General features: G+C 34.8%; 24 protein-coding genes, 3 tRNA genes and 1 pseudogene. 15 read left to right on the top strand and 13 right to left on the bottom strand.

Annotation, left to right across the window (positions count from 1 at the left end):
• Genes SLW70_RS11185 through SLW70_RS11165 form a run of 5 tightly spaced genes read right to left on the bottom strand, consistent with a single transcriptional unit; the run spans position 1 to position 4,754 of the window.
• Positions 1–1,293: a glycosyltransferase family 4 protein gene (locus tag SLW70_RS11185; RefSeq protein WP_320888469.1), complete on the bottom strand. Its 1,293-nt coding sequence runs from the start codon at positions 1,291–1,293 to the stop codon at positions 1–3.
• Positions 1,294–1,328: 35 nt separating this feature from the next.
• Positions 1,329–1,793, bottom strand: a complete 465-nt coding sequence (locus SLW70_RS11180; RefSeq protein WP_320888468.1) for a DUF6036 family nucleotidyltransferase — start codon at positions 1,791–1,793, stop codon at positions 1,329–1,331.
• Positions 1,793–1,963 (bottom strand): hypothetical protein, encoded by a 171-nt coding sequence (locus SLW70_RS11175; protein ID WP_320891813.1) that lies wholly within the window; start codon positions 1,961–1,963, stop codon positions 1,793–1,795. Before SLW70_RS11175 ends, SLW70_RS11180 begins: the two co-directional genes overlap by 1 nt.
• Positions 1,964–1,986: 23 nt before the next feature.
• A complete protein-coding gene (locus tag SLW70_RS11170) occupies positions 1,987–4,422 on the bottom strand; it encodes a YfhO family protein (protein WP_320888466.1) in 2,436 nt (811 codons plus the stop codon).
• A gap of 47 nt (positions 4,423–4,469) precedes the next feature.
• Positions 4,470–4,754, bottom strand: a complete 285-nt coding sequence (locus tag SLW70_RS11165; protein ID WP_320888465.1) for a DUF4834 family protein — start codon at positions 4,752–4,754, stop codon at positions 4,470–4,472.
• 121 nt (positions 4,755–4,875) lie between these two features.
• Here SLW70_RS11165 and SLW70_RS11160 point away from each other — a divergent pair, with 121 nt between their 5' ends.
• Both SLW70_RS11160 and SLW70_RS11155 read left to right on the top strand, forming a co-directional pair.
• Positions 4,876–5,808, top strand: a complete 933-nt coding sequence (locus tag SLW70_RS11160; RefSeq protein ID WP_320888464.1) for a transporter — start codon at positions 4,876–4,878, stop codon at positions 5,806–5,808.
• A 113-nt stretch (positions 5,809–5,921) separates the two neighbouring features.
• Positions 5,922–7,040 carry a GTP cyclohydrolase gene (locus tag SLW70_RS11155; RefSeq protein ID WP_320888463.1) on the top strand — a complete coding sequence of 373 codons (1,119 nt, stop codon included), beginning with the start codon at positions 5,922–5,924 and terminating at the stop codon, positions 7,038–7,040.
• 185 nt (positions 7,041–7,225) lie between these two features.
• Here the strand turns inward: SLW70_RS11155 and SLW70_RS11150 are convergent, their stop codons facing one another.
• Positions 7,226–8,488 carry an aminotransferase class I/II-fold pyridoxal phosphate-dependent enzyme gene (locus SLW70_RS11150; RefSeq protein ID WP_320891788.1) on the bottom strand — a complete coding sequence of 421 codons (1,263 nt, stop codon included), beginning with the start codon at positions 8,486–8,488 and terminating at the stop codon, positions 7,226–7,228.
• Between the two features lie 298 nt (positions 8,489–8,786).
• On the opposite strand from SLW70_RS11150, the gene SLW70_RS11145 reads away from it, so the two are divergent.
• Complete coding sequence (locus tag SLW70_RS11145) at positions 8,787–9,830, top strand: site-specific integrase (protein ID WP_320888461.1); 1,044 nt, start codon at positions 8,787–8,789, stop codon at positions 9,828–9,830.
• A gap of 118 nt (positions 9,831–9,948) precedes the next feature.
• Positions 9,949–10,662, top strand: a complete 714-nt coding sequence (locus tag SLW70_RS11140; protein WP_320888460.1) for a hypothetical protein — start codon at positions 9,949–9,951, stop codon at positions 10,660–10,662.
• A gap of 232 nt (positions 10,663–10,894) precedes the next feature.
• Here SLW70_RS11140 and SLW70_RS11135 read toward each other — a convergent pair whose 3' ends face one another.
• Positions 10,895–12,439 (bottom strand): IS1182 family transposase, encoded by a 1,545-nt coding sequence (locus tag SLW70_RS11135; protein WP_320888459.1) that lies wholly within the window; start codon positions 12,437–12,439, stop codon positions 10,895–10,897.
• 110 nt (positions 12,440–12,549) lie between these two features.
• Between SLW70_RS11135 and SLW70_RS11130 the strand changes: the two genes are divergently transcribed.
• The 3 genes from SLW70_RS11130 (at position 12,550) to SLW70_RS11120 (ending at position 16,246) form a co-directional block, all read left to right on the top strand.
• On the top strand, positions 12,550–13,251 hold the full coding sequence (locus tag SLW70_RS11130; protein WP_320888458.1) for a suppressor of fused domain protein: 702 nt from the start codon (positions 12,550–12,552) through the stop codon (positions 13,249–13,251).
• Between the two features lie 361 nt (positions 13,252–13,612).
• A complete protein-coding gene (locus tag SLW70_RS11125) occupies positions 13,613–14,074 on the top strand; it encodes a hypothetical protein (protein WP_320888456.1) in 462 nt (153 codons plus the stop codon).
• Between the two features lie 192 nt (positions 14,075–14,266).
• Positions 14,267–16,246 carry a protein kinase domain-containing protein gene (locus SLW70_RS11120; protein ID WP_320888455.1) on the top strand — a complete coding sequence of 660 codons (1,980 nt, stop codon included), beginning with the start codon at positions 14,267–14,269 and terminating at the stop codon, positions 16,244–16,246.
• Between the two features lie 131 nt (positions 16,247–16,377).
• Here SLW70_RS11120 and SLW70_RS16700 read toward each other — a convergent pair.
• Positions 16,378–16,683: pseudogene (locus SLW70_RS16700) on the bottom strand (group II intron reverse transcriptase/maturase); the annotation flags it as partial.
• 606 nt (positions 16,684–17,289) lie between these two features.
• Between SLW70_RS16700 and SLW70_RS11115 the strand changes: the two are divergent.
• The 6 genes from SLW70_RS11115 (at position 17,290) to SLW70_RS11090 (ending at position 22,762) form a co-directional block, all read left to right on the top strand.
• A complete protein-coding gene (locus SLW70_RS11115; protein WP_320888454.1) occupies positions 17,290–18,240 on the top strand; it encodes an SDR family oxidoreductase in 951 nt (316 codons plus the stop codon).
• Between the two features lie 7 nt (positions 18,241–18,247).
• Positions 18,248–19,366 (top strand): MBL fold metallo-hydrolase, encoded by a 1,119-nt coding sequence (locus SLW70_RS11110; protein ID WP_320888453.1) that lies wholly within the window; start codon positions 18,248–18,250, stop codon positions 19,364–19,366.
• A gap of 5 nt (positions 19,367–19,371) precedes the next feature.
• On the top strand, positions 19,372–20,283 hold the full coding sequence (locus SLW70_RS11105) for a helix-turn-helix transcriptional regulator (RefSeq protein WP_320888451.1): 912 nt from the start codon (positions 19,372–19,374) through the stop codon (positions 20,281–20,283).
• A 14-nt stretch (positions 20,284–20,297) separates the two neighbouring features.
• Positions 20,298–20,816, top strand: a complete 519-nt coding sequence (locus SLW70_RS11100) for a hypothetical protein (RefSeq protein WP_320888450.1) — start codon at positions 20,298–20,300, stop codon at positions 20,814–20,816.
• 205 nt (positions 20,817–21,021) lie between these two features.
• The gene (locus SLW70_RS11095; protein WP_320888449.1) at positions 21,022–21,741 is read left to right on the top strand and encodes a hypothetical protein; all 720 of its coding nucleotides are present in this window, start codon (positions 21,022–21,024) and stop codon (positions 21,739–21,741) included.
• Between the two features lie 400 nt (positions 21,742–22,141).
• Positions 22,142–22,762, top strand: a complete 621-nt coding sequence (locus SLW70_RS11090; protein WP_320888448.1) for a hypothetical protein — start codon at positions 22,142–22,144, stop codon at positions 22,760–22,762.
• Positions 22,763–22,858: 96 nt separating this feature from the next.
• Here the strand turns inward: SLW70_RS11090 and SLW70_RS11085 are convergent.
• From SLW70_RS11085 to SLW70_RS11075, 3 genes are all read right to left on the bottom strand, one after another.
• A tRNA-Arg gene (locus SLW70_RS11085) sits at positions 22,859–22,932 on the bottom strand.
• A 30-nt stretch (positions 22,933–22,962) separates the two neighbouring features.
• Positions 22,963–23,037, bottom strand: a tRNA-Pro gene (locus tag SLW70_RS11080).
• Positions 23,038–23,106: 69 nt separating this feature from the next.
• Positions 23,107–23,190: transfer RNA gene (locus SLW70_RS11075), tRNA-Ser, on the bottom strand.
• A 241-nt stretch (positions 23,191–23,431) separates the two neighbouring features.
• Here SLW70_RS11075 and SLW70_RS11070 point away from each other — a divergent pair.
• Together SLW70_RS11070 and SLW70_RS11065 are read left to right on the top strand one after the other, a co-directional pair.
• On the top strand, positions 23,432–24,610 hold the full coding sequence (locus SLW70_RS11070; protein WP_320888447.1) for an acetyl-CoA C-acyltransferase: 1,179 nt from the start codon (positions 23,432–23,434) through the stop codon (positions 24,608–24,610).
• A 66-nt stretch (positions 24,611–24,676) separates the two neighbouring features.
• Entirely contained in the window at positions 24,677–25,438 is a 762-nt protein-coding gene (locus SLW70_RS11065) for a C40 family peptidase (protein WP_320888446.1), read from the top strand.
• A gap of 136 nt (positions 25,439–25,574) precedes the next feature.
• Here SLW70_RS11065 and SLW70_RS11060 read toward each other — a convergent pair whose 3' ends face one another.
• Together SLW70_RS11060 and SLW70_RS11055 are read right to left on the bottom strand one after the other, a co-directional pair.
• Entirely contained in the window at positions 25,575–26,264 is a 690-nt protein-coding gene (locus SLW70_RS11060) for an SIMPL domain-containing protein (RefSeq protein WP_320888445.1), read from the bottom strand.
• Positions 26,265–26,318: 54 nt separating this feature from the next.
• Positions 26,319–26,957, bottom strand: a complete 639-nt coding sequence (locus SLW70_RS11055) for a rhomboid family intramembrane serine protease (RefSeq protein ID WP_320888444.1) — start codon at positions 26,955–26,957, stop codon at positions 26,319–26,321.
• Positions 26,958–26,982: the final 25 nt, after the last annotated feature.

Below are 26,982 nucleotides of genomic sequence, written 5' to 3'. Positions count from 1 at the left end.
TTAGGAGTTGGTATTTAGAAGATTTACCAATTCTTTAGTGAGATTCTTTCTGGAATATTTTTGCAATCCAATTCCGTGTGATTGTAATTTCCCTTCCAAAAACTGATTATAAAGGTCCAAAATTACACTTTTTAAGCGTTCCTTTTCAGTATATTCAAAGAATTGTCCTGTATTAGTCCCAGTGATGATTTCGGCGAAATCAGAACCTGCTGGTCCAATGGCAACAATAGGACGGTTAGAAACCATGTATTCGAATAATTTTCCTGGGATAATGCTCTTCGTATCTTCGGAATCTATTTCGATAAGTAATAAAACCTGAGATTTTTTTTGATGTACAATGGCTTGTTCATGAGAAACATAACCTAGGTTATTCAAATAATTATTTAAACCAAATTGTGTGATGGTTTCCAATACCTCTTGGCTTACGGCACCAATCAATTTGATTTCGACTTGTTCTTTGAAATTAGGAACTTCAGCGATTAACTCAACTAAAGACTCCCATAAAATTTTAGGATTTCGTTCCGATAAAAACGAACCGATATGCGCCAAGGTAAATTTAGCGTCCAAAACTTGATTAGCAACTGGCTCCACATCATAGCCATTTGTAATAACAGCAATAGGTTTTGTTGTTATGGCTTGAAATTCGGTTTTTGTGGTTTTACTGGTTACAATAATCGTATCGGCAGTATTTAAAACTTGGTGCTCTAAACGCTTGTGTTTCTTAGCTGCAAAAGAGGATAAACGCAAAGATTTATGATATCCAATAGTAGTCCAAGGGTCACGAAAATCAGCGAACCATTTGATAGCCAATTTCTGTTTTAATTCTAATCCTATTAAATGCAAACTGTGTGGTGGCCCTGAGGTTACAATAGTATCAATATTATTCTCGACAATATATTTCTCTAAAAAAGCAACCGAAGGTTTTACCCAAAACACACGGGCATCTGGAATAAAAAGGTTCCCGCGTATCCAAAGAAATAATTTATCTAAAAAACTTTGTTTCTTTTTATTGGGAATAATCCCCGAACTAATTTTCTTGGTTTTATTCTTCGATAAAAAAGAAGCCAATTGGTACGGTTCAAAAATAGGTTTCCTAATAACAACCGCCTTATCCGAAACATCACTAACAAGATTTTCGTCTACAATAGGATAAGTGGGATTCTCAGGTATATAGACAATAGGTTGTACCCCAAAGTCAGGTAAGTATTTTACAAATTTCAGCCAACGTTGAACTCCTGGTCCTCCTGCAGGTGGCCAATAATAGGTAATAATTAAAAGTTTTTTTGATTCCAAGTTTATGTATTGAAGTTTTAATCGGCAAAAAGTTATTACTGCCCTTCGTTATTTAATTTCCCTAACTCTTCAATATCTAAAATATCTTTAGGTCTGTTGGTTGCTTTCTTTGCTTTTATTAAACTATCATAGTCCAAAAAATAAACGGGCACTTCTTCTAAGGTTACAATTGTCGCCTTATTTAACAAATCTTCAAAATTTTCACTCTCTAGACCTTTAATAGAAGTCATCACATCCAATCGCAAGCCATAAGAAATAGTGAAATCAGTAAAACTAGGAACAAACTGCATCGTTTCAATAGATGAAAAATCCCCTATTCCAATCGCAGCAAAAGCCTTACGAAGGTTTTTCCTGTTCTCCAAAGTGTCTTCAATCAAAATATCAATATCGCCAGTATTTCTTGTATAACCGTAAATATTAACTGCTAATCCACCAATGGTTAAATAGCGTAAATGATTTGCATTGAACTCTTTCCAGATATTTAAAATTTCGTGAAGCATTATTTTTTCTGAATAATTCTTGGAGCTGTTTTTAAAGCATAGGAAAGCTCAACCAATGCCATAAATCGCTCTAAGCGTTCTATATAAAGCTTTTGTAAATCAGAAACTTTCGTTATTGTTGATTTACTTAGTTTCCTATTTTTATTTGGGTCTTGAATTTTCATACTCAAATATACGATTTTAAAAAGTCTGTTTATTTATCTTCTTGATGGACCTTCTTCTTTCTTTCATAATAAACCCCACCAATCAATAGTAACAAGATAATTCCTGAGCTTATCAAAGTAATCGTGCTACCTGTTTTAATTACATCAGGTTCAAATTTGAATTCGATTGTATGTTTTCCTGCTGGCACCATCATCGCTCTAAGAACATAATTTACAGGAAAATGATCCGTTAATTCTCCATCAATATAAGCATTCCATCCTTTTTCATAATAAATCTCAGAGAAAACAGCTAAACCTTCTTTTTTAGTTTCTGCTGTATATTTCAAATAATTTGGCTTATATTTTTCTAACTGAATCGTTCCAGTGGTGTCTAAATTTCTTTTTAAACGTACATTTTTAAACTTATCACCATAAATTTGAATATTAAAAATTGCCGCAACTTTAGTATTTAATTTATCCAAAGCTTTCATTTCGTCATTGGCCTTATTCACTAATTTGATATCGTGAACAAACCAAGCATTTCCATTAGCGTTCGGATTGATGGTTGGGAATTCTTTTCCTTCTTTATCCGTTTGAATAACGTATTTTACATTCAACATATTCAAAACTTCCATATTGTTTTTGGAAATTTGATAATCAAATAACTGCTGAATTCTTCTTGGTTTTGCTGCGTGGTATCCACCAATAGACTTATGAAAATAAGAAGCTCTCGCACTTGAGAAATTACCATTTACTTCAAACACTCTATAATGCGTGGTATCTTTTAATATTTCACTGTCTGAAGGGGTTTCTTGAAAAGGAACTGCTACTTCTCTCCCACTCACAAAATCCTTGGCAGAAACATATTTTTTGGCCACAAAAAACAAGTCCGAAACCATAAATAAGGCTACGACAATAATAGCTGTTTTTTGAGTCATTTTATTCTTCATAAACAACCATAGCGTTCCAACAACCAATAGAATTAAAAATCCAGAACGCAATAAGTCGGCGCTGTATAAACTCTTTCTATCTGTTTTTAGGGCTTCAACAAATTCAGGACCATAGGATTCTAAATAATAAGCATCGCTACCTCCAGTAAAACTGAACATCCCTTTGCATAATAGTAAAACGATAATAATTCCAAACCCAACAGCAGCGCTTTGAAGCAATCCCTTTTGTTGCTCGTCTTTAGTCAGTTTGAAAAACGATTGTAATCCCATGATGGCCAACACTGGAAAACACAATTCTAAAATTACTTGAATCGAAGAAACCGCTCTAAACTTATTGTACAAGGGTACATAGTCAATAAAGAAATCCGTTAGCGCTGGGAAGTTTTTTCCCCAAGAAAGCAGCAAAGCCACAATAGCTCCAGAAAGGAAAACATATTTTATTTTGCGTTCATCAATGAATAAAGCTAAAACAGCGAAAAAGAAAACCACAATTCCAATGTAAGCTGGAGCAGCAACAATAGGTTGGTCACCCCAGTAGGTTGGCATTCCCGTAACAAAGTCGGCTGCTTGATTATCAGGTACGCCTTGTGAAACCATAAACTGATACATATAACTATCAACACCAACGTTTTCATTATTTGACCCTCCAAATAATCGTGGAGCAATCAAATTCAGACTTTCTGCTATTCCGTAACTGTATTCGGTGATGTATTGTCTAGAAAGTGCACTTGAATTAGTATTGGCTGAACCATCAGGGTTAAAAGTCAATTCACTTTTCCCCCTAGTACTAAAATCGGCATATTCAGCAGTCGCTAATAAGTTGGTTGCATTGGCACCAATAGCTAAAATTCCAGCAATAATTAGTACTCCAAAAGACTTAAACAATTCATTTACCTCTTTATCTTTTATCGCTTGATAAGTATAATAGCCCGAAAGAATCAATAAGAAAATCAACAAATAGTAGGTCATCTGAAAGTGATTCGCACTAATCTCCAAGGCTGTAGCGAAAAGTGTCACTAAACCTCCAAGGATATATCGTTTTTGATAGACCAATAAAAAACCAGCAATCACCATAGGCATATAGCCAATAGCATGAGCTTTGGCGTTGTGACCAACACCTAAAATAATAATTAAATAGGTCGAAAAACCGAAGGCAATGGCGCCAAAAAAAGCTTTGAGTGGATCAATTTTTAGAACTAACAATAATCCATAAAAACCAAGAAAGTACAGAAATAAGTAATCGGCTGGACGCGGTAAAAAACGAATTGCATCATCAATAGCACCAATGTAATCATGTGGGTATTTTGCCCCTAGCTGATAAGTAGGCATTCCTCCAAAAGCGGCATCTGTCCAATAAGGCTCTATATGGTCAGAAGCTCTAAAGTCGTTCTGTTCCTTGGCCATACCCGTATATTGAGCAATGTCCGATTGAAAAATTTGTTTTCCTTGAAGTACAGGGTAAAAATAAATAAGGGAAACTAAAACAAAACCAATAATGGCAAGAGCATGCGGGTATAACTTATGTATAATTTTCAATTTTTGAGCGTTTTATTGTTGATGAAAAATAAAAATTTGTAGCAAATTTAATCTATTTCTTCATAATCAACATAGTCTCCTACTTTTTTAGTTTCTCTTGGGTTTTTAGACTCTCTAGGATTGTAATATATCTCGTCTCCTGAGCGTGTTCTGTTCCACGAAGTATCTTGTGTCTGTTGTTGTTGCTGAAAACTATTTCCCGCTTTTTCAACTACTTTTTTCATAATATAAGGCAAAAACAATCGAACCAAATATTTAAAAACATAGTAGAAAGCTATAATGTAAAATAACGTTCTCATAAAACCTATAAACGAAGCTGTTTGCATAATCATTTTAATTTTATACAAAATTAACAATTCCAACGTTCTAAATTAAACTATCATTCTTAAATAAATAATAAAATATAGTACATTTGAAATATGCAATTCAGGTAAATCCTAAAAAAATAACACTATGAATCTTTTCAAAACTGCTTTATTACTTGCCTTTATATCCAATCCAATTGTTCAATACGGTCAACATACTGATGAAATCAACTCTAATAGACCCGGTAAATCAATGTCGGCTTTTGCCGTAGGAAAAACTGTTTTTCAAGTAGAAACTGGTGTTTATGGTATACAAGAGAGTCATGATTTATTAAATTTTGATGCCAACGGTTTTGGAGTCGATATGAGTGTTCGTTATGGTGCAGTTCACGAAAAACTAGAATTTATAGCTGATTTGCAATACCAATATGAAAATGTAATTACCCGAACTGTAGAAACCAACAAATCTGCCTTAAAACAAACTGTATTAGGAGCTAAGTATTTAATCTACGACCCTTTCAAAGGATACGAAAAGAAGATTAACGTGTACAGTTGGAAAGCCAATCGTAGGTTTAATTGGCACCAATTAATCCCAGCCGTTTCCGTTTTTGCTGGAGCTAATTTTACTTTTTCTAACAATCCGTATCATTTTTCACCCAATGCGAGTATTTCGCCAAAAGCCATGTTGATTACTCAAAATCATCTTGGTGATGGCCGATGGGTTTTTGTAACCAATATCATTGCTGATTATATAATGAGTGATTTCCCTAGTTATGGCTACGTGCTTACATTGACTAGAGGTTTCAACCAAAAATGGTCTGGTTTCGTCGAAAACCAAGGCTTTAAGAGTGATTTTTACAGCGATGCTATCGTTCGTGGTGGAGCAGCTTATTTGATAAACAAAAGCATGCAAATAGATGCTTCGATTAGTACCAACTTCAAAACGACCCCTTCCATCCTTTTTGGCGGAATCGGTTTTTCCTGGAGGTATGACGCTACCTACAAAGACGTTATTATAAACCTAGACAATGGCGATTCAAAAAAAGCAGTTCGAAGAGCTAAAAAGACTAAAAAAGGCTAAATTTTGGTCCGAAGATAAAAACTTAGACATTAAAAACACAAAAGGGCAACACTAACAATTTAAAGCAATGCTCCAAGTACCAATCCCGAGGTACTAATCACTAAACAAACAAAATGATCACAATTACAGAAGCTAAAACTAAAAAAGAACTTACTGACTATATTAAATTCCCTTTCGAATTATACAAAGACAATGCTTATTGGGTTCCGCCTATTATTGCAGACGAACTAGAAACTTTTGACAAAACCAAAAACCCCGCTTTTGACAATGCAGAAGCTTATTTTTATATTGCTTCACGTGATGGCAAAATTGTTGGCCGAATTGCTGCCATCATCAACTGGGAGGAAGTCAACAACCAACAGAAAAAGAAAATACGTTTTGGCTGGTTTGATGTAATTGATGATATCGAAGTAACCAAAGCTTTACTAGAAAAAGTATATGAATTAGGACAGAAAAATGGTTTAGAATATGTTGAAGGCCCTATGGGCTTTTCAAACTTAGATAAAGTAGGCGTGCTTACGGAAGGGTATGACCAAATAGGAACGATGGTTACTTGGTACAACCACCCTTATTATGTGTCTCATTTTGAACAATTAGGTTATGTAACCGAGAAAGAATACATCGAGAGTAAGTTTCCATTTAAAAATGTAAAACTAGAATATTTTGACAAAGCACAAGAGCTTATCAAAAGACGTTACCAACTCAAAGCCTTAAGTTTTAAGAAAACCAAAGACGTTATGCCTTATGTCGATAAGATGTTTGATTTATTCAATGCCTCTTATGCTAGTTTGTCATCGTTTGTAGCGATATCCGATGTGCAAAAAGAATATTTCAAGAAAAAATACATTAGCTTCATCAATCCCGAATACATCAAATTTGTAGAGGATAAAGACCACAACATCGTCGCTTTTGCCATTGTGATGCCAAGCTTCTCTAAGGCCTTACAAAAAGCCAAGGGTAAACTATTTCCTTTTGGTTTCTGGCATTTATTAAACGCCCGAAAAAACAGCAAAGAAGTAACCTTTTACCTGATTGGCGTACACCCTGAATACCAAAACAAAGGCGTTCATGCCATCATCTTCAAAGAGTACCACACCACTTTTGCCGAAAAAAATATCGAAACCTGTATTCGCACACCTGAATTAGCTGATAATATCGCCATCCAATTGTTGTGGAAAAATTTTGATCCTAAGGTTATCTGCCGTAGAAAAACGTATCGAAAAGAGCTTTAAAACTAGTGTTCAGTGTTCAGAGGCTAAAGCCTATATTCTATTATACAGATTACATAAAAACCCGACAGGATTCAAAATCCTGTCGGGTTTAATTTTAAGAAAAAATCCATTCCAATAAAATTATCGGAATGGATTTATATATTTCAAACTGGTCACTATAAAACTGACCACTGACTACTTATATATTAAGCGTCTAAATCAACCTTAGTCCTACTAGCGATTTCTTTATACGTACCGCTTACTAACTTCTCTCTAATCGCTTCAAAAGCTACTAAAGTTTCGTCAATATCAGCCAAAGTATGTGAAGCTGTTGGAATCATACGCAATAAGATAATCCCTTTTGGAATCACAGGATACACTACGATTGACAAGAAGATACCGTAGTTCTCTCTCAAATCGTTTACCATCACCATGGCCTCAGGAATACTTCCCTCAAGATACACTGGTGTGATACAAGTGTTCGTATCTCCAATATTGAATCCTTTTTCTTTTAAACCATTTTGCAACGCATTTACGTTTACCCAAAGTTTATCTTTAATCTCAGATGATTTACGCAACAACTCCAAACGTTTCAATGAACCAATAGTTTGAATCATTGGCAATGCTTTTGCAAACATTTGCGAACGTAAGTTGTATTTCAAATAATCAATAACATCTTTATCTGCGGCAACAAAAGCTCCAATATTCGCCATAGATTTAGCAAAAGTAGAGAAATACACATCGATATCCGCTTGTACTCCTTGCTCCTCACCTGCTCCAGCACCTGTTTTTCCAAGTGTACCAAAACCGTGTGCATCATCCACTAACAAACGGAAATTGTATTTTTGCTTCATCGCAACAATCTCTTTCAACTTCCCTTGTTGACCACGCATCCCAAAAACACCTTCAGTAATAAAAAGGATTCCTCCTCCTGTTTCCTCAGCCATTTTAGTAGCACGTTGCAGGTTTTTCTCCATACTTTCAAGGTCGTTGTGCTTGTAAGTAAAGCGTTTACCCATATGCAAACGAACACCATCAATGATACAAGCGTGCGAATCCACGTCATATACAATGATATCGTTCTTAGTAACCAATGCATCAATGATAGACACCATACCTTGGTATCCAAAATTCAATAAATAAGCCGACTCTTTCATAACGAAATCAGCCAATTCATTTTCTAATTGCTCGTGGTAAGTCGTGTGACCACTCATCATACGAGCCCCCATTGGGTATGCAGCACCGTACTGAATAGCAGCATCTGTATCCGCTTGACGCACCTCAGGGTGGTTTGCTAATCCTAAATAATCATTCAGACTCCAGTTCAAGATGTCTTTCCCTTGAAACTTCATTCTTGGCCCTAACTCACCTTCTAATTTTGGAAATACAAAATATCCTTCTGCCTGCGAAGCCCATTTTCCTAATGGTCCTTTATTGTTCTGAATTCTTTCAAATAAATCTTTTACCATACTATAGTGATGTAATAACATTAATTTTAACAGTTTGCAAAAATAATTATTTATATTTTATTAGCGCTGTTAATCTAAAGTTATTTTTTTTAAGGAGCTATTTACATCATCATTCAAAAAGTAACAGTCCACCAGCTGTACGCTATATCTATTGTGTCCGCTATCGCTACCACAAGAGGATGCCGCTTCCATCTGGGCTAGAAAAGAGACTTTCCTTTCCAAAATAGTGATAAAAGCGACTATTGCCTTAATTAAATAATAAGAAAAATAATTATCTTTATTTCTTAAACAACTAAGAATGAATTGGTCAGCAAAACCCATTAAACACAAAGGTTCAAACAGAATCGCCGTTTATTTTGAAAAGAACGTCAAACTAATCGAACGAATCAAACAATTTGAAGGAGCAAGATGGAGTCAATCATTATTAGCTTGGCATCTTCCTGATACTGAAGAAAACCGAGAACGATTTAAAATAACACCACTTTTTCACTCACTCCCTTCCGAAGAAGGAATTACTCAAATCGAAAAGTTTAAACAATGGATGCGCTCCAAACGCTATGCTGAAAGCACCATTGCAACCTATAGCGAAGCACTAAAATCATTTTTGGTGTTTTATAGAGAAAAACCTATTACCGAAATTACAAATGAAGATGTAATTGTTTACAATAATGAGTATATATTGAAAAATAAACTTTCATCATCTTATCAGAATCAACTGGTCAATGGTATAAAACTTTTTTTTATGACCATACGGGAAACCAAAATAAACGTAGACAAAATCCATAGACCCAAACGAGCCAAAGTTCTACCTAATGTTTTGAGTAAGGAAGAAGTAAAATCAATTTTGGAAGCACATAGCAACATCAAACACAAAACCATGCTTTCGGTAATTTACAGCTGCGGATTGCGCTGTGGCGAGCTACTTGCTTTAAAACCGCTTGATATCGACTCCAAGCGCAACATTGTTTTGCTAAAGAATTCAAAAGGCAAAAAAGACCGCATAGTCCCTTTGAGTCCAAAGATCTTAGAATTGCTAAGAGAATATTATAAAACCTACAAACCGAAAGAATTTTTGTTTGAAGGTCAAACCATAGGCAAAGCCTATGATGAAAGGAGTTTACAACTTATACTAAAGCAAGCTCTTGCAAAAACAGAGATCAAAAAACCAGTCACGTTACACTGGTTGCGCCACAGTTACGCTACCCATTTACTTGAGAGTGGCACAGACTTGCGATACATACAAGAATTGCTAGGACACAACAGCAGCAAAACCACGGAAATATATACACATGTAAGCACCAAAAGTTTGCAACAAATAAAAAGTCCCTTTGATGATTTGTAAGAAAAAAATAATATATTTGAAACAGCAATAAAAGCGAAACAAACCTTCGCCTATACACCTAAATTCGGGTAGCTATGCGAAGGTTTGTTTCGCATATATACTAGTTGTGTGATATTTTATGAAAAAACCTAACATACAGAAATTATCCAAAAAAGAAGCTTTTGAATTAGCAAATTCAGAAGGTTTATTACACGATGAATATACTGAATTTTTAACTGAAAAATTTGACAGTGGGGATTTTATATTAAATCAAGTTTTCCTAATTAATAATAACAAAATATTGTACATAAGAGAAGTCAATCAGAAAAGAGGCGGACAAGGAACAATATTTGAAAAACATTATTTTGACAATTTTGTTCTGAAACTAAAGAGAATGAAAGCTGACAAAGAAAATGGACGAAATAGTAATATTCAGCATTGGTTCTTTTATTCTGTATGGAAAAACTCGATAATTAACAAAGTTGAAGAATTACATAATGAATTAGCAAAAAAGCTTGAAATAGAATTAAGTCAATTAGATTTTTCAACAAAAAGTTTAGATTTATTATCAAAACTAGTTTTTGATTTCGGGAATGAAAAATCTATGTTGGAAATCTATGATAATTTAGTTGTCTATATTGGAGAAGTAATCAGAAAGAACACGAAAAAAGAAATAAATTGGGATTTAGAAAGTAATTTTAATTTCCCAATTATTACGACAGAATTTAAAAACATAAATTTCAATCCAATAAACATTGTTTGGGAAGAGTTGACTAATTACGAAAATATAGATTTTAGAAAAGCATATGGTAAAGAAATGAGAAGAATTGGAACTGAATTAAACTATAAATAAAAAAAAACATCACACAACAGCAGTTTGGCAATATGGCGGGTTTTGGGCTTAATTTAAAGTTAGTTTTGTACTTGCAAAGTCAGTGTTTAACCGAAAGTTTAGGTTTCCTTAATTCGCCACATCGCCAAGCTGCAAAACGTCAGGCTGTGAAAAAACCTCTATTTTCTCCAAAAATCCATAAATTATACAGTACTACAACCCCAATAAAGCCTTTTTAAGAAGGCTCTTTTTTTTAGGCTGTAAATTTCAGTTGATAAAAATTGGAGGCTGTATTTAACTTTAAATAAGTCGTTTTTAGTAAAAACAAGGTTTTTGCCTTGTAAGGTGACTTCCAGTTCTTGATTTTATCAATCAAATCGGGAACGCCAAGAATATTTATCGTGCGTTTGATGTTATAGACAAGCATAATTAGACTATGTTCGCCATTTACTTTTTCCAGTCCCGTTAAATTGGTGTGGTTATACCCCCATTGTCTCTTAATAGTCCCGAAGATATGCTCGTTAATCTCCTGCCTAGTTCGGTACAGTTGTGGGTTTTCTTGATAACGCTGGTTGTTTTCTTCTACGGCATCGGCATATTCGCTTCGGTCTATTTCCCGTCCTCCCGCTCTACTGGTACAAAGGTGTTTTACGGGACAATCCTTGCAGGCTGGTGTTCGGTATTTCTTAAATAGGTAACCACTTTGTTCTGTTCGACCACTTTTTTTATGCCATCTTCCTGTTGTTTTTAAGGTTTCTCCTTGGGGACAGGTATACGTGTCATCTAATTTATTGTACTGAAATTGAGCCACTAAATAGTCTGGTTGGGTAACACTATCTTTAGCTCTTCCTGGGGTAGGATGTGCGACAATGGTGGTGATATTGTGGTTTTTACATTGAGTGATTTCTCTACCATTATGATAGCCTTTGTCAACCAAAGCGGTAAAGGTTTTTACTCCCAAATTTTCTTTTGCTTCAACAGCAATAGCTCCCAAAGCGTTGAGATCATTCCGATTGATAGTATGAGTGGCAACAACCAAGTTGTGTTTGCTATCTACCGCCGCTTGTATGTTGTAGCTTACTTCTACCACTACGCCTTGAACCAATAAGGCTCGAGCATCTTCATCGGTGGTACTTATCTGAGGCTCTCCACTAGCTTTTAGTTTTTCTTCTAGTAGCTCATAGCCTATTTTATTCTGCTTTAATCGTTCTATTTTATCTTGAATGTTAGCAATTGAAATCCCATTATCTTGCGAGTCGTTTTGGTCTAATTGCGCTAAATATTCTTGTGTTTTTTCTTCGATATAAGCCAAATGTCGTTCTATTTTCTTTTGGCTAAAATTAGCTTTCTTGCTATTGTGTGCTCTGCTTTTTGTGCCATCAATAGCGATGATTTCGCCTGCTATTAAATCGGTATCTTTAAGAAAGGAAACAAAGAGTTTGAAGAGTTTTCGCAATCCTGATGGATTCTGTTTTCTAAAATCCGAAATACTGTGGTAATTCGGCATAAGACCACACAAAAGCCATTGCAATTCGATGTTTCTTACACATTCTTTTTCGAGTTTTCGTGAACTTCTAAGCCCGTTCAAATAGCCATATAAATAGATTTTAAGGAAGATTTTAGTATCAAAGCTGGGGCGACCCTCGACTTTCAGAGTCTGAACAGTAAAACCCAAAGATTCCATATCTAATGCCTCCACAAAAGCATCTACAAAACGAACGGGATTATTGGGTAAAATAGTGTCTTCGAAACTAGAAAACACCATTTGGTTACGAGGAATTCCTGTGATATGTTGCATATTTAAACATACAACTTTTCTTGCTAACAATAAAATTATTTACTTATATTTGATGGAAATAAATGTTAGTTTTTTCACAGACTGACGTTGGGCACAAGCTGAAAAAACAAATGGCAGAATATAAAAATCCGTTCTCGGACAGAAAACATTACTACGAACACGCTGAATGGATTGATGAACATTTAGACAAGTTCTTTGACGAAAACCTAATAACAGTTTTTCACGAAATTCCGACATTAGATTTACATCTTGATGTTTATTTCATAAAACCCGAAAATGCTCAATTCAATATTCTTCTGACTTCAGGAATGAGTACGTTAAAAATGAACGTTTCGGAAAGAGCAGAAAATCCGACTGAATTAGAATTTGCGGAATTAATGATGTTAATTCCAAAAGAAATTCAATTTGACCAAGTTTTTCCCAGCGGGAATAAAAATGATTGGATTATTTCAGTTCTAAAACAAACAGCCAAATTTCCACATTTTTACGACACTTGGATTGGAATTGGACATACAATTCAAGCAGAAGAAGATATGACACCTTACAGCGACGAAACTGAATTTGTTGGTGCTTTAATTCTACCTTCGGTAACTTTTGGCGAAGATTTTACAGAAATCAAAAAAAACAACAGAAAGATAAATATTTATAATGTTTTTCCGCTTTATAAAAATGAGTTGGAATATAAAATAGAAAACGGATACAATAAATTTTTGGACTTATTAATCAAAGCTAATGGAAAAGAAGTTTTGGATTTGAAGAGAAAAAATGTAATACCAAACAAATCGATTTGGAACAAAATTATTGGAAATTGAAAATAAAAAGCCAGTGCCCAACAATGTATAACCGCAATTACGGCGGATTCGACTACGTCCGAATCCACTCGGAATTGCTAACGTCTGTGCTAAACCGAAAAATTTGTGTACTTTAACCCGTAACTGACGGTTATACGAGACCGTTAGCAGCAATAAAACACATATAATGGACAAAACAATACTTGAAAAACAACTTGAAGATATCATTTCTGATTTTTATTCACTGAAATCTCGTTCAGGAGTTTCAGATTTATCGGACGTAGCAAAACACGAACGACAAAGTCTCGTAACAAGATCTATTTCATCAATAAAAAGAATATCTGGAGATAAATCACCTTACAGTTTAGATGTTGAAAGAATATTGACTAGATTACCTCTAATACATCTTCATCTAACTTCAATCATCGGAATTGTCCAAGCCCTTAAAGATGATTTAAAATCAGGATACATTGAAAGTCTAACTGAATTGGTTCATGCAGAAATTTTTTCAGATTTTATTGAGATGGCAGATCATTTAGTAGCTACTGGTTACAAAGATCCAGCCGCAGTAATTGCTGGTTCAACATTAGAAAGTCATTTAAAAAAAATAGCTGTTAAAAACGGATTGCCTATTGAGACGAATGGAAGACCAACAAGAGCAGAACAGATAAATCAAGATTTGGGTAAACAGCAAATCTATTCCTTAATTGACCAAAAAAGTATTACAGCTTGGTTAGACTTAAGAAATAAAGCAGCTCATGGAAATTACAACGAATATAATATTGATCAAGTAAAATTGTTGATTTCAGGAATTCAGAACTTTATAATGAGAAATCCGGCATAATTTACTGCTGCTAACACACGCTACAAGCAATTTGGGTATTAGGCTTAATTTGAAATTGGTCTTGTGTCAGAAAGATTAGGCAAATCCGAAAATAGGGCTTAATTTAGTCCCAAACTGCTTGTAGCGCGGGGACGTTATGTGCAACCCTATGGCGACAGTGCTAACATCAAACTGACTGCAAGAAATTAACAAATGATAATAAGACCATTAAAGATTGGCGACACAATTGTAGGTGAATTTAAAGTTCACAACATTTTCGGAGGCGAAGGCAAATCGGGAATGGGTGTTGTCTATTTGGTGACAAACCGCAACTATCCTACTCCTTTTGTTCTAAAAACATTTCAGAAAGCTGAATTGAATTCTGTGCAGAGATTTCGTGCAGAAGCAGAAGCTTGGATTTCAATTGGAATTCATCCCAACATTGTCAAAGCACTTTTTGTGAATGAGGTAAACGAACAACTCTTTATTGCGGCTGAATACATTGCACCTGATGAATACAGACGAAACACAATAACTGATTATTTAAAGCAAGGCGGAACTTCAACACAAAATATCATTAAGTGGGTTGCACAGTTTGCTTATGGTATGGACTACGCTATTTCAAAAGGCCTTAAATCGCACCGTGACATAAAGCCCGATAATTTAATGGTTGACGAAGAAGGCAATTTGAAAATTACCGACTTTGGATTATCAAAATTTGATAGTGAGTTTCAACAACTCAAACAAATCAATTTGCCAAAAGAAAATTTGTTCAATAAAATCAAACTTGCATTTAAGAAACAAGAAGTTGAACAACCAAAAGTCGGATTGACAAACGCAGGTTCATTCCTTGGAACAATTTTATATGCTTCTCCAGAACAAATTCTTGACTCCACGAAAGTTGACTTGCGTTCAGACATTTACAGCTTTGGTGTGGTGCTGTATCAACTTTTAGGAGCATATCCTTATTCACTACAGGGAAGAACAACGATTGAGCATTACGCTTTAATGCACTTAACAGAACCACTTATTGAAATCAATCATCCGCTTTCAAGCATTGCTTACAAATGCCTTTCAAGAAATCCTAATGACCGTTACCAAACATTTAGGGAATTGATTTCGGATTTGCAACGAGTAGCAGGAAATTTAAAACTTAAAGTTCCTCAGAATAAAACTCAAGCTGACACTTCTCTAAAGGAACTTTACATTCAAAGCTTATCATTCATTTCTCTTGGCGACATTGCTAAGGCAAGACAATTGATAAATAAATATCTTGAACAAGACAAGGAAGATAGTTCTGCCTGGAGTTTGAAAGGTAGAATTGAATATCAATTAGGAAATATTGATGATGGCATCAAGGCGACATTGCTTTCTTACCAAATTGACCCATACAATTCTAAAACTTGCAACAACCTCGGAATATTTTATAAAGAACAGAATGACTTGCTTAATGCAATAAGATACTTAACCGAAGCGATTAGCATTGACCCAAACAATACAGGTGCTTTGACAAATCTTGCAATTGCTTTTGAAGAAAAAGGAAATTTTCCATTGGCGGCAGATTTGATTGTGAGAGCAATCCAATTAGCTCCCGATAAAAAGACACTTCATTTCAATGCAAGCAACATTGCAGCAGAAGTTTCAAGACAAAAACATTTTGAAAAGGCAATTAGTATTCTTGAACTTTTAATTAAGGTTGACAAAGACAACACAAATAATTGGTTCAACCTTGCATCCAATTATTGGTTGACAAGCCAAAATGAAAAAGCAATCAAATGTTTTAAGGTTGTTGAACAGCATCTCCCTGACGATGAGCAGACACTTGTATCACTTGTCAAACTTAATGGAGAACTTGCCAACTACAGCGAGGCAATTTTATATTGCGAGAAACTTCTTGATAGAAAACTTTCAATATTAAATGCTATTTGTTGGCGTGCTCAATATATGCAGGCAAACGGCAAAGGACAAGAAGCAATTGAGTTTATGAAATCCGTAATCTCAAACAATCAAACAAATGACCACCTTTGGGTAACACTTGCAAATATGTATTCTTATGAAGGAGAAAATAGAAAAGCAGTTGCAATGATTGTTAGGGCAAGACAAATACTGATGGAGAACGGTGAAGCCGACAATACAGAAAAGATGAACTTCCTAAGGGAAAAGCAATCACACTTTCAACAACTTGTAAACTGAAACTGAATGACACGACTTCGGGCGAACAGCAGGGCAGCGCATAATCGAGTAGACGGCTCCGCTAGAAACTAACGGAGTGCGCCTCTCACACCACCGAGCCCTTCGACTTCGCTCAGGACAGGCCAAGCGGGTCACGTACTCGGCGGTTCGCAAAACGGTGGATTAAGTTCGATGTAAACATCTGTCAAGGATTGATAGCCTTTTTGCCTTAGCCGTTTCAAAGTAATGGTCGAGCCTAAAATAGGACTCTGTGCAATTGCCCAACCGCCTTTGCGAGTGCGACTAAATGCGTAAGCGTGGTCTTGGTCAACTCCTAATCGAATCAGGTTTTTCCTTTTCCTTTCAGGCTTCTTCCAATCGTGCCAAATACAATATCGAAGTCGGTTTCTAAGCCAGCCGTCTATAGCCCGTAATTTGCCCATGATATTTGTTCCCCGCTTCGCAAAGTCTCATGACTTTGCGAAATTTTCAAAATCGACTTATTAAATAAATTCGTCCCAAAGTCTCCTGACTTTTGACTAATCTTGTGAATTGCATTGAGCGAATGATGCTGGATTCAAAACGGCAATAATTCGTTAATAGCTTTATCAATTTGTAGACTCTTAAAAATAACATTTTGTGCAAAAGTCAGGAGACTTTTAGAACGATTTCGTTTATAAAACCATTTTAAAATTGCGCAAAGTCGAAGACATTTGCGCAGCACTTGTAATAATGTTAGGTACAGTTCGAAGAGCGGAGTAATGGTTGAACCTAAAATAGGACTCTACTTAAAGTATTATTTAAATTTTGGTTTTCGTGATGTGCTAAGCAGGTTGGCAATTGCCCAACTGCCTTTTCGAGTGCGACTAAATGCATAAGCATGGTCTAGGTCAATTCTCAATTAAATGAGTTCCTTTCTTTTAGTTTATCTTTTACAGTGACTGATGTAGAAACAAATTCTATAAAACCAAAAAGTATACAAGATTCGAAAATCTGTATAAAGAAACCCAACTACTTCTACCCGACCTTTGTCTTATTATTTAATCATAAAAAATTTGGCAGCAATGGAAATAAATCAATTTGGTGAAAAAGGTTGGACTCCTGATAGAATTGGAAATTTAAACGGAAAAACTTTTGTCATAACAGGAACTACCAGCGGAACAGGTTTTGAAGCAACAAAAATACTGTTGTCAAAAGGTGCCAAAGTAGTCATGTTAAACCGAAACCCTAAAAAAGCAGCCGAAACTGTTGTTATTTTGAAACAAGAACTTGGTAACAATATTGAGGTACAGTCAATTCAAATGGATTTAGCCGTACAAAGTTCAGTAAAAAAAGCGGCAGAAGAAATTAGCAATACAATCCCAAAAATAGATGTATTAATCTGCAATGCGGCAATTGCTCAAGTGCCCAAGCGAACACTTACTGTTGACGGTTGGGAAAGCCAAATGGGAACAAATTATTATGGTAACTTTACACTTCAGGCGCTATTGTATCCACTTATTGAAAAATCAAAAGGTCGAATTGTTACAGTAGGAAGTATGGGGTATGATATGGGAATTAAAACCATAAAATTTGACGATTTGAATTGGGACCAAGATTACACCCCTAATAATGCGTATAGTCAAAGTAAACTGGCTCAAATTATGAGCATCTATGAATTACAAGATAGATTGGCAAATGCAGGTAAAACAGAAGTGAAAGCCTATGCTTGTCATCCTGGCTCTTCGAGAACCAACCTTATTAGCACCAGTGGTAGTTTTATGATGAAACTTATTTTTGGGATGATGAAATTATCACCATTGACGCAATCTGCTGAAAAAGGTGCTTACCCACAATTGATGTGTGCTACTGAGCCAAACCTTACCCAAAGTGGTTTTTATGGCCCTACAGGCAGAAGTAATTGGGTGGGTCCTGTAGGTGAACATAGATTAGAGCCACATGCTAAAGATAAAGCTGTATCCAAAAAATTATGGGACCTTTCGGAAAAAGAAACAGGAATAAAATGGAATTTATAAACCAAATATGATTTTAATAAAAAAAATAATGATTGGACTTCTTTTTATCATTACAACCATTGGAGTTGGAACATTCCTTTTTTTAAATACTGAAAGATTTGGAAAACAGCCATCAGGAGAACGATTATTAAAAATTGAGCAATCGCCTCATTATAAAAATGGAAGTTTTCAAAATTTAAGCAATACCCCTATGCTAACAGAAGGAGTTGGTTATGGTAAAGTTCTGTATGAATTCCTATTTTCCTCAAAACCAAAAGAACCTTCCATAAATATTCCTTCGATTAAAACTGATTTAAAAGCAATTAAACCTAATCAAAATGTACTAATATGGATGGGACATTCATCCTATTTTATACAACTGGATGGTAAAAAAATATTAGTTGACCCCGTTTTTAGTGGTAATGCATCTCCACTTTCATTCACAACAAAAGCATATAATGGAACGGATATTTATACAACAGACGATATTCCTGAAATAGATTACTTATTTTTGACACACGACCATTGGGACCATATGGATTATAAAACGCTTAAAAAAATACGTCCTAAAATTAAAAATATTATTACGGGTCTTGGCAATGGCGCACATTTAGAATATTGGGGTTATAGACCAGAAGTCATTTTAGAAGGCGATTGGTATGATCAATTTACCTTTAAAAATGGTTTTGAAATTCATATTACCCCCGCAAGGCATTTTTCAGGCCGAGGATTTACTCGAGCCAAAACACTCTGGGCTTCGTTTGTAATAAAAGCACCAACCTCAACAATATATATTGGAGGCGATAGTGGTTACGATACCCATTTTAAAGATATTGGAGATAAATTTGGAGCGTTTGACTTAGTGATTCTTGAAAATGGCCAGTATGATGAAAAATGGAAATACATTCACATGCTACCCGGAGAGCAATTACAAGCCGCAACCGATTTAAATGCGAAAGCTATCTTACCTGTGCATTCAGGCAAGTTTACTTTAGGTAATCATGATTGGGACGAACCTTTAACAAACATAACAGAGGAAAAAAACGAAAAAAATTTAAGAATCTTAACTCCAATGATTGGCGAAAATGTTAATTTAAAGGACAGTTTACAGCAATTTAAACCTTGGTGGAAACCTCTAAAAAATTAAAAAACATGAAACATTATAAAACACTGGCCTCATTTCTTGATTATATGCAACTCCCTCGTCCCGAGCACCCCATGTTAAGTGTTATGGTGGCAAAAGGTGATGATTACCTTCCCTGTCCAAGAGAAAGTTCTCCTCCTATTTCAACGGATTGTTATTCCATTAGCTTAAAAAAAATAATGCACGGGGAATTAAATTATGGTCGAACCAAATATGATTTTACCAATGGCGCTTTGATTTTTATCGCTCCAAAACAAGTGATACAATGGGATAGTAGCTTTATTTTTGAACAAAAGGGGTTCTCTATTAATTTTCACGAAGATTTTTTAAAAGGAACTGATTTAGCCCAACAAATAAAAAAATACGGCTTCTTTTCATATGCTGCCAATGAAGCATTACACCTTTCGCCTAAAGAAGAAAAGCAAATAGAATCCATTGTTGAAAATATTGAAATTGAATACCAAAACAACCAAGATGCCTTTAGTAAAGACATTATTATTTCACAATTAGATACATTGTTAAAATATGCTAATCGCTTCTATGAAAGGCAGTTTTTAAACAGAAAAGAATTATCTCATAGCTTGCTAGAACAATTTAACCAAGAACTGGACAAATATTTTGAATCAGGACAACTACAAGAAAAAGGCATTCCGAGTATTGAACAATTAGCCGAAAAAATGTCAGTTTCCCAACGTTATCTGAGCGATACACTTAAAAAAGAAACTGGTAAAACCACCACCGAGCATTTACAATTACGCCTGATTGATGAAGCTAAAAATTTTTTATTACAACCCAATAAAAGCATCTCTGAAGTAGCCTATGAATTAGGTTTTGAATATCCTCAATATTTTTCGAGATTATTTAAAAAGAAAGAAGGGATAAGCCCCTCAGAATATCAACAAAAATACGGTTTGAACTAATAACTATGGAATCAATGGAACTATTAAAATTAGCCACAGATTGGGCAAAAGCCGAAGTTTTTTCAACACGTTTCTTCATTATTTTTGCGACACTATTTTTAATCGCAAGCATCGGGTTTTGGCAATTGGGAAAAACAGATTTAGCTAAGGCGTATATCATTCCAACCTTGGTAGCAGGACTCTTACTTATGACAATTGGACTGGGGTTGTTTTACACTAACAAATCAAGGATTACCCAATTTGAAACGACTTACAACACGAATTCTTCAGCATTTATAGCATCAGAAATTAGTCGTGTGGAAAGCATATTAAAGGAATACCAAACTATCGTCTTTAAGGCTATACCCATAATTATCATCATAGCAGCCTTACTAATTATATTTATTAATACACCTACTTGGAGAGCAATTAGTATCACAACCATAGCTATGCTAATCGTTATCTTACTAATAGACGGCACTGCTCACTCACGAATTGAAGCCTATCATAAAGAATTGAAGTTGGTGGATCTAAAAAATGAAAACAAAAAATGACCGCACAAAATCCCACCAATCAATTGAAGAAATTTGTAAGCCTCTTTCCCCAGCTTCTTAATCCAGATATACCCGCTTAGAAGAGCTGAAAAATAGCAAAACAATACCTAAAAAAATAAAACTAAATAAATGTAGATAATAGTAATCCCAAGCCACTTTTTACCATTCACCTCAACAACTCCCCTTCTTCCTATTTTTATAAAAAATGACATACTCTTTACTAAAAAACATAAAGCAAGCTATTAATCCAAAATATCAAGATTGGGTTTTATTTCAAAATGGTAGTTATATCATTTTTGATACAACTGATATAAATGAAAATATTACAGAAAAAGCCATTCAATTAATAAAGTTAATTGACTCTGTACATAATTTAACACCATTAGCTAACGATGGCGTTACTAAACTCAATAAAGCAGAAGGATGGTCAGTTTCATGTTCTATTCACGGAATGTACACCTATGTGAATCCATCTGAAATAGCAATAACAAATCCTGAAAACAAAGAAATAGCACAATTAGCAAGCTCCAAAATAAATCAAGACGCAATAGATTCCATTGTCATTCATACCAACAGGAAAGCGTATGATGTACCGCTAATTGCTGGATTTGTAGGGATAAAAAAAATTCCGCTTCCATTTGTATTGGGTGTTAATAATTTTAATCCAAAACTGATTCTAAAAATGGATTATTTTGAGCATAGCGGCATATTCTATGGTAAAACGGATGTATATGAAAATATCGAACTCGTTGACATTTTTATAGCTAGAATGACAACGAACCTCATCATTTCAAAAATTGATACTATTTTTACTTTTGTTGGAAACACAAATAACACCCAAGAATTAAAAAAATGTTTGTTATTCCTACAACAAAAACAATGTGTTTTAAGCGAAAAAGCTTTGAGTTTTCTTGAGTATAATTAAGAAATATACTTTTTAAAATGAATGAAACTACATAAACCTAAAGACTCGTGCCCTGCGCGTGAGCGAACAATATCATTAAGTTAAGAAGTTTACCGTCACTTCGAGTTATTTTTAATATTAATGCGACAGCTATATTATTAAAAATAGTACCGAGAAGTTTTGTTTAAACTAGAGTTCTCGATACTGATATAAAATTTTCTGTCGCAAATTTTATATCAACTACCATTGACGTTTTTATTTAAAAGGGGCTTCGACCCTTCAAAAGCATTTCGACAAGCTCAATGTGACAATAAGGATATAATTAACTCTAAAAAATCCTTAACAACTCAGTTTATAAGATTGTAAAACTACTCAAATCTTTAAAAATTCGTAATTTAGTGTATCCCTAAACTTCCTAATTATGAGAGTTTTATTGATATCTTTATTATTCTTAACCATGTTATCCTGTAGCTCCAAAAAGGATACTAAAAAACGACTACTCCCTGACGGTATAAAATCTGCAACCGAAGAAAAGTACATTGTTGTCAATCATCAGAAAAAACTATTGTATAAAAAGAAAATGATTTTCACTAGAAATGGCCGCATCAAATATTCCAAAACAGTTGATTCCTTAGGTAATTTACTTCAAGAAACCGAAAAGAAATTGTGGTTTATAGTGGAATCCTATCCCGATAAAGAAAATTATTATTGCAAAACACGTTGGAAACCTAACCAAAGAGAACGCATCAGTTGCTATACAAGAAAACAGTTCAAACAAAACGAAGCCATCTATCATTATAACAAAGACGGAACTATTGATAAAATAGTAGATAATTTTTCTACTTTCTACACACAATACTTTTACTATTCCAACAATGAACTGTCCAAAATTGTTATCCAAGACAAAAACAACCAACTTATAGACGAAATACAAATTCACTGTGTTTCAAAAGACGAAAGAGGCTGTTGTTTAAGAGAGATTCGAATTTCAAACAAAACCAATCATCAAGAAGAGATAGTCCTTTATCCGAAATATGAATGATTTAGGATCAATCCATGATTTATCATTTTGTTGCCGAAAAAAAATCGCAACTAAAAACAAAAAAGCCTCAAAATCAAAATATTAAGAGGCTTATTGTGAACGCAGAAGGATTCGAACCTTCGACCGCCTGCTTAGAAGGCAGGTGCTCTATCCAGCTGAGCTATGCGTCCATTTCTTTTACAACTTATGGAAAAGTTTTGTCGGGGTGGCAGGATTCGAACCTGCGGCCTCCTGCTCCCAAAGCAGGCGCGATAACCGGGCTACGCTACACCCCGCGACATTATTTCACTACATTATTAAAGTTTTATAATCAAAAACGTGTTTTGACACTCTAAAAAAATGTGCGGAGGGACAGGGACTCGAACCCTGGCATCGATCACTCGATGACAGTTTAGCAAACTGCTCCATTACCGCTCTGGCACCCCTCCTAGCAATGAGATAGCTATCTCGTTTTGCGGTTGCAAATCTAAGACATCATCCCGTTATTCACAACTATTTTGACACTTTTTTTTACAGTTTTTTAATATTTCATTAAAAACAGTTCACAATCAAATATATAGCCTTAAATAATTTTAATTAATATTTCTAATTAGTATATTCCTAAATTCAAAATCTAAAAATTGTCCAAAAAAGATTAAATTTGCTAAGCTAACCAATCATTTTACTGCCATGAGCACACGAATTGTTATTGTATCTGCTGTTAGAACTCCTATAGGAAGCTTTATGGGAGGTTTATCAACCACATCTGCACCTCAACTAGGGGCTATTGCTATTAAAGGAGCATTAGACGCTATTGGATTAGAGCCTGATTTAGTTGATGAAGTTTTTATGGGACAAGTAGTTCAAGCAGGTTCAGGACAAGCACCAGCTCGTCAAGCAGCACGTTTTGCTGGTTTGCCTGATAGTGTAGCCTGTACAACAATTAACAAAGTTTGTGCCTCAGGAATGAAAGCAGTTATGTTAGCCGCACAAACCATTGCTTGTGGCGATGCCGAAATAGTTGTTGCAGGCGGAATGGAAAACATGAGTATGATTCCGCATTACACTCATTTGCGTAGCGGAACTAAATTTGGCCCAACAACCCTAACTGACGGAATGCAGAAGGACGGACTTAGTGATGCCTATGATAACCAAGCCATGGGGGTTTGTGCTGATTTATGTGCTTCTGAATATAACATCAGTAGAGAAGAACAAGATTTATACGCCATACAATCTTATTCCCGTTCCATAAAAGCTTGGGAAGCTGGTAAATTTAAAAATGAAGTTGTCCCCGTTACTGTAAAACAACGCAAAGGAGCCCCTTTAATTATTGATACAGACGAAGAATTCACCAATGTAATCCTTGAAAAAATACCTGTTTTAAATCCTGCTTTCAGTAAAGACGGAACCGTTACAGCTGCAAATGCATCGACTATTAATGATGGTGCTGCTGCCTTAATACTTATGACTGAAGAAAAAGCCATTTCACTTGGTTTTAAACCTTTGGCATATATAAAAAGTTATGCCGATGCCTCGCAAGAACCAAAATGGTTTACAACAAGTCCTTCCAAAGCATTACCTAAAGCCCTTGATAAGGCTGGAGTAACTTTGGATGAAGTAGACTTTTTTGAATTTAACGAAGCTTTTTCAGTGGTAGGTATCGCTAATGCTAAAATTCTTGGTATTGATACAGACAAAGTAAATGTTAACGGTGGAGCTGTTTCCCTTGGACATCCATTAGGTTGTTCAGGAGCCCGAATCTTAGTTACTTTAATCAATGTATTAAAACAAAACAATGGTACTATTGGTGCCGCAGCTATTTGTAATGGTGGTGGTGGCGCCTCTGCAATGGTTATCGAAAATGCTTAATTAATTTGTTCTAATAAACACTTATATCTTAAGAAGGCTTAGAACTCAACTCATAAATGACCCTAAATGTTCGGAATTTGTAATCTGGCTATTATCCCCCTTCGGTTTGAACCGTCGGACAGAAGTGAAATTGTTTCCCAAGTTTTATTTGGTGAGCATTTTAAAGTTTTAGAACAACAAAAACAATGGTTTCGTATCCAAATGCACTATGATGGTTATGAAGGCTGGATTGATTCCAAACAATGCCAATTGATCTCTGAATCTAATTACAATCAGCTTTCAAATGATACTATTATCCTGAATGCTGATTTGATTGAATATGTTACTGCACCAACCAACTTATTAATTCCAATTCCCCTAGGAGCATCCCTTTCGTTTATCTACAATAACGAAATCAATGCAAGCAATTTTGAGTTTGAAGGGACTAAAGTAAATGGAATAAAAGATAAATCTAACCTCATCAATACGGCATATTTATTTTTGAATGCTCCCTATCTATGGGGAGGAAAAACACCTTTTGGAATAGATTGCTCTGGCTTTACACAAATGGTTTATAAACTTAATGGGTACAAGCTACTTCGTGATGCCTCACAACAGGCTACCCAAGGAGAAGCGCTAAGTTTTATTGAAGAAAGTGAACCTGGCGACTTGGCCTTTTTTGACAACGAAGAGGGCAATATAATCCACGTAGGGATTATCATGGAGAACAATTATATCATCCATGCTAGTGGAAAAGTGAGAATCGACCGAATTGATCATTTGGGAATCTATAATCCGGAGACCAATAGACATACTCATAAACTAAGAGTGATAAAGAAGATTATTTAAAGGAAGCTAAAAATATATTGATTCATTGTAAAATTTTGAGAAACGATTTTTGATTTCAGAAGTAAAACCTAAAAAAATCACATAAAAGGTCTGAAATCAAAAATCGTTTTTTATCAATCAATAATCATATATAAATTTATTCCAAAATAAAACTCACACTTACATTTGCTGTAATTTCAATTTCACCTGCAGCAAGAGTTTCTCTTGGTGCTGATTCAGCATCCATTGCCATGGTTTTCATACGAGCATACACAGGTTGTGGGTAATAGTTTTGGGAATTATCAGTTATACTTAATGCTTTACCTATTTTTTGCCCCATACCAAACAAATAATCTTCGGCTTTTAATTTAGCGTTCTTCATCGCTAATTTTCTAGCTTCCGACAGGTATTCTTCCATTTTTGAAGATTGAAACACCACATTATCGATTCGATTTATACCTTTATCTACCAAACCTTCCATCAATTCATCATAGAGTGATAAATCTTTCAATAAGATTTCGATAGTTTGAGTCGCATTATAATTGTGTTTCTTTTTTTCGTAATCGTATTGAGGATTCAAAGCTACCCGTTGAGTTTTGAAATCAGCTGGATTCAAATTCATTTTCTTGATAAATTTCAAAACTGCCTCAACCTGAATGTCATTTTGCTTTTTTACATCTTTGGCATTGGTACCTTTGGTTTCAACTGTTGCTTTTATTATGGCTTGGTCAGGAATAACTTTTACTTTCCCTTCGCCTGAGACACTAATTTGTGGGAGTGGTTTCATTTCCTGTGCCTGTGACAACGTCATAAAAAGCATTCCTAGAATCAATACTATTTTTTTCATTTTAATCAGATATTAAATTATTATTTGATTTTTATGTTTTCAAAAGTTATGCCATTATAACTTACCCATTTTTGCCATCCCAAACAAAACTACAATTGGAATAGTCAATAAAGCCACCATAAGTGCATGGTCAAAAAGTAATTGAGGTTGTAACAGTAGTGTTATTGCATAACCACCTATAGCTCCACCAAAATGAGCAGTATGTCCAATATTATCATTATTAGCTTTCATTCCATATATAGAATACAACAAATAAACAATTCCAAAAAGATAAGCAGGAATAGGAACTATAAAAAACAAGCCTAACATCATATCTGGTCGTAAAAGAATCGCAGAGTACAAGATTCCAGTTACAGCACCCGATGCACCTATGGCTCTATAACCGTAATTTCTTTTATGGAAATAAATCGTCAATAGACTTCCAAAGATTATGCTACCAAAATAAATAAGGATAAAAGACAAATCTCCTAAATAACTAATTACCACGGGGGCAAAAAAGTAAAGTGTTAGCATATTAAAGAGTAAATGACTCATATCTGCGTGCAAAAAAGCAGAAGAGATAATTCTGATTTTTTCACCTGAGAGCACTCGTCCCATATGAAATTCATATTTTCTAAAAAAATGATTGTCATTAAAACCTTTGTAACTCATCAAAACATTGGCAATTATTATTGCTATCAATATACTATTCATAAATTTTTATAATTGTGAACTGTAA

It is taken from the genome of Flavobacterium sp. NG2, from assembly GCF_034119845.1.
Classification (GTDB): domain Bacteria; phylum Bacteroidota; class Bacteroidia; order Flavobacteriales; family Flavobacteriaceae; genus Flavobacterium.
The sequence above is the reverse complement of the archived record's forward strand: the minus strand, read 5'-3'. Positions and strand labels throughout refer to the sequence as shown.

What these genes read in the sequence shown, in the direction of transcription:
- SLW70_RS11130 (WP_320888458.1), top strand. Translation starts at nt 12,550, where the DNA reads ATGGCAGAATATAAAAATCCGTTCTCGGACAGAAAACATTACTACGAA.
- SLW70_RS11090 (WP_320888448.1), top strand. Translation starts at nt 22,142, where the DNA reads ATGAGAGTTTTATTGATATCTTTATTATTCTTAACCATGTTATCCTGT.
- SLW70_RS11120 (WP_320888455.1), top strand. Translation starts at nt 14,267, where the DNA reads ATGATAATAAGACCATTAAAGATTGGCGACACAATTGTAGGTGAATTT.
- SLW70_RS11095 (WP_320888449.1), top strand. Translation starts at nt 21,022, where the DNA reads ATGACATACTCTTTACTAAAAAACATAAAGCAAGCTATTAATCCAAAA.
- SLW70_RS11115 (WP_320888454.1), top strand. Translation starts at nt 17,290, where the DNA reads ATGGAAATAAATCAATTTGGTGAAAAAGGTTGGACTCCTGATAGAATT.
- SLW70_RS11100 (WP_320888450.1), top strand. Translation starts at nt 20,298, where the DNA reads ATGGAACTATTAAAATTAGCCACAGATTGGGCAAAAGCCGAAGTTTTT.
- SLW70_RS11150 (WP_320891788.1), bottom strand. Translation starts at nt 8,488, where the DNA reads ATGGTAAAAGATTTATTTGAAAGAATTCAGAACAATAAAGGACCATTA.
- SLW70_RS11165 (WP_320888465.1), bottom strand. Translation starts at nt 4,754, where the DNA reads ATGATTATGCAAACAGCTTCGTTTATAGGTTTTATGAGAACGTTATTT.
- SLW70_RS11135 (WP_320888459.1), bottom strand. Translation starts at nt 12,439, where the DNA reads ATGCAACATATCACAGGAATTCCTCGTAACCAAATGGTGTTTTCTAGT.
- SLW70_RS11145 (WP_320888461.1), top strand. Translation starts at nt 8,787, where the DNA reads ATGAATTGGTCAGCAAAACCCATTAAACACAAAGGTTCAAACAGAATC.
- SLW70_RS11070 (WP_320888447.1), top strand. Translation starts at nt 23,432, where the DNA reads ATGAGCACACGAATTGTTATTGTATCTGCTGTTAGAACTCCTATAGGA.
- SLW70_RS11055 (WP_320888444.1), bottom strand. Translation starts at nt 26,957, where the DNA reads ATGAATAGTATATTGATAGCAATAATAATTGCCAATGTTTTGATGAGT.
- SLW70_RS11060 (WP_320888445.1), bottom strand. Translation starts at nt 26,264, where the DNA reads ATGAAAAAAATAGTATTGATTCTAGGAATGCTTTTTATGACGTTGTCA.
- SLW70_RS11105 (WP_320888451.1), top strand. Translation starts at nt 19,372, where the DNA reads ATGAAACATTATAAAACACTGGCCTCATTTCTTGATTATATGCAACTC.
- SLW70_RS11140 (WP_320888460.1), top strand. Translation starts at nt 9,949, where the DNA reads ATGAAAAAACCTAACATACAGAAATTATCCAAAAAAGAAGCTTTTGAA.
- SLW70_RS11160 (WP_320888464.1), top strand. Translation starts at nt 4,876, where the DNA reads ATGAATCTTTTCAAAACTGCTTTATTACTTGCCTTTATATCCAATCCA.
- SLW70_RS11180 (WP_320888468.1), bottom strand. Translation starts at nt 1,793, where the DNA reads ATGCTTCACGAAATTTTAAATATCTGGAAAGAGTTCAATGCAAATCAT.
- SLW70_RS11110 (WP_320888453.1), top strand. Translation starts at nt 18,248, where the DNA reads ATGATTTTAATAAAAAAAATAATGATTGGACTTCTTTTTATCATTACA.
- SLW70_RS11065 (WP_320888446.1), top strand. Translation starts at nt 24,677, where the DNA reads ATGTTCGGAATTTGTAATCTGGCTATTATCCCCCTTCGGTTTGAACCG.
- SLW70_RS11155 (WP_320888463.1), top strand. Translation starts at nt 5,922, where the DNA reads ATGATCACAATTACAGAAGCTAAAACTAAAAAAGAACTTACTGACTAT.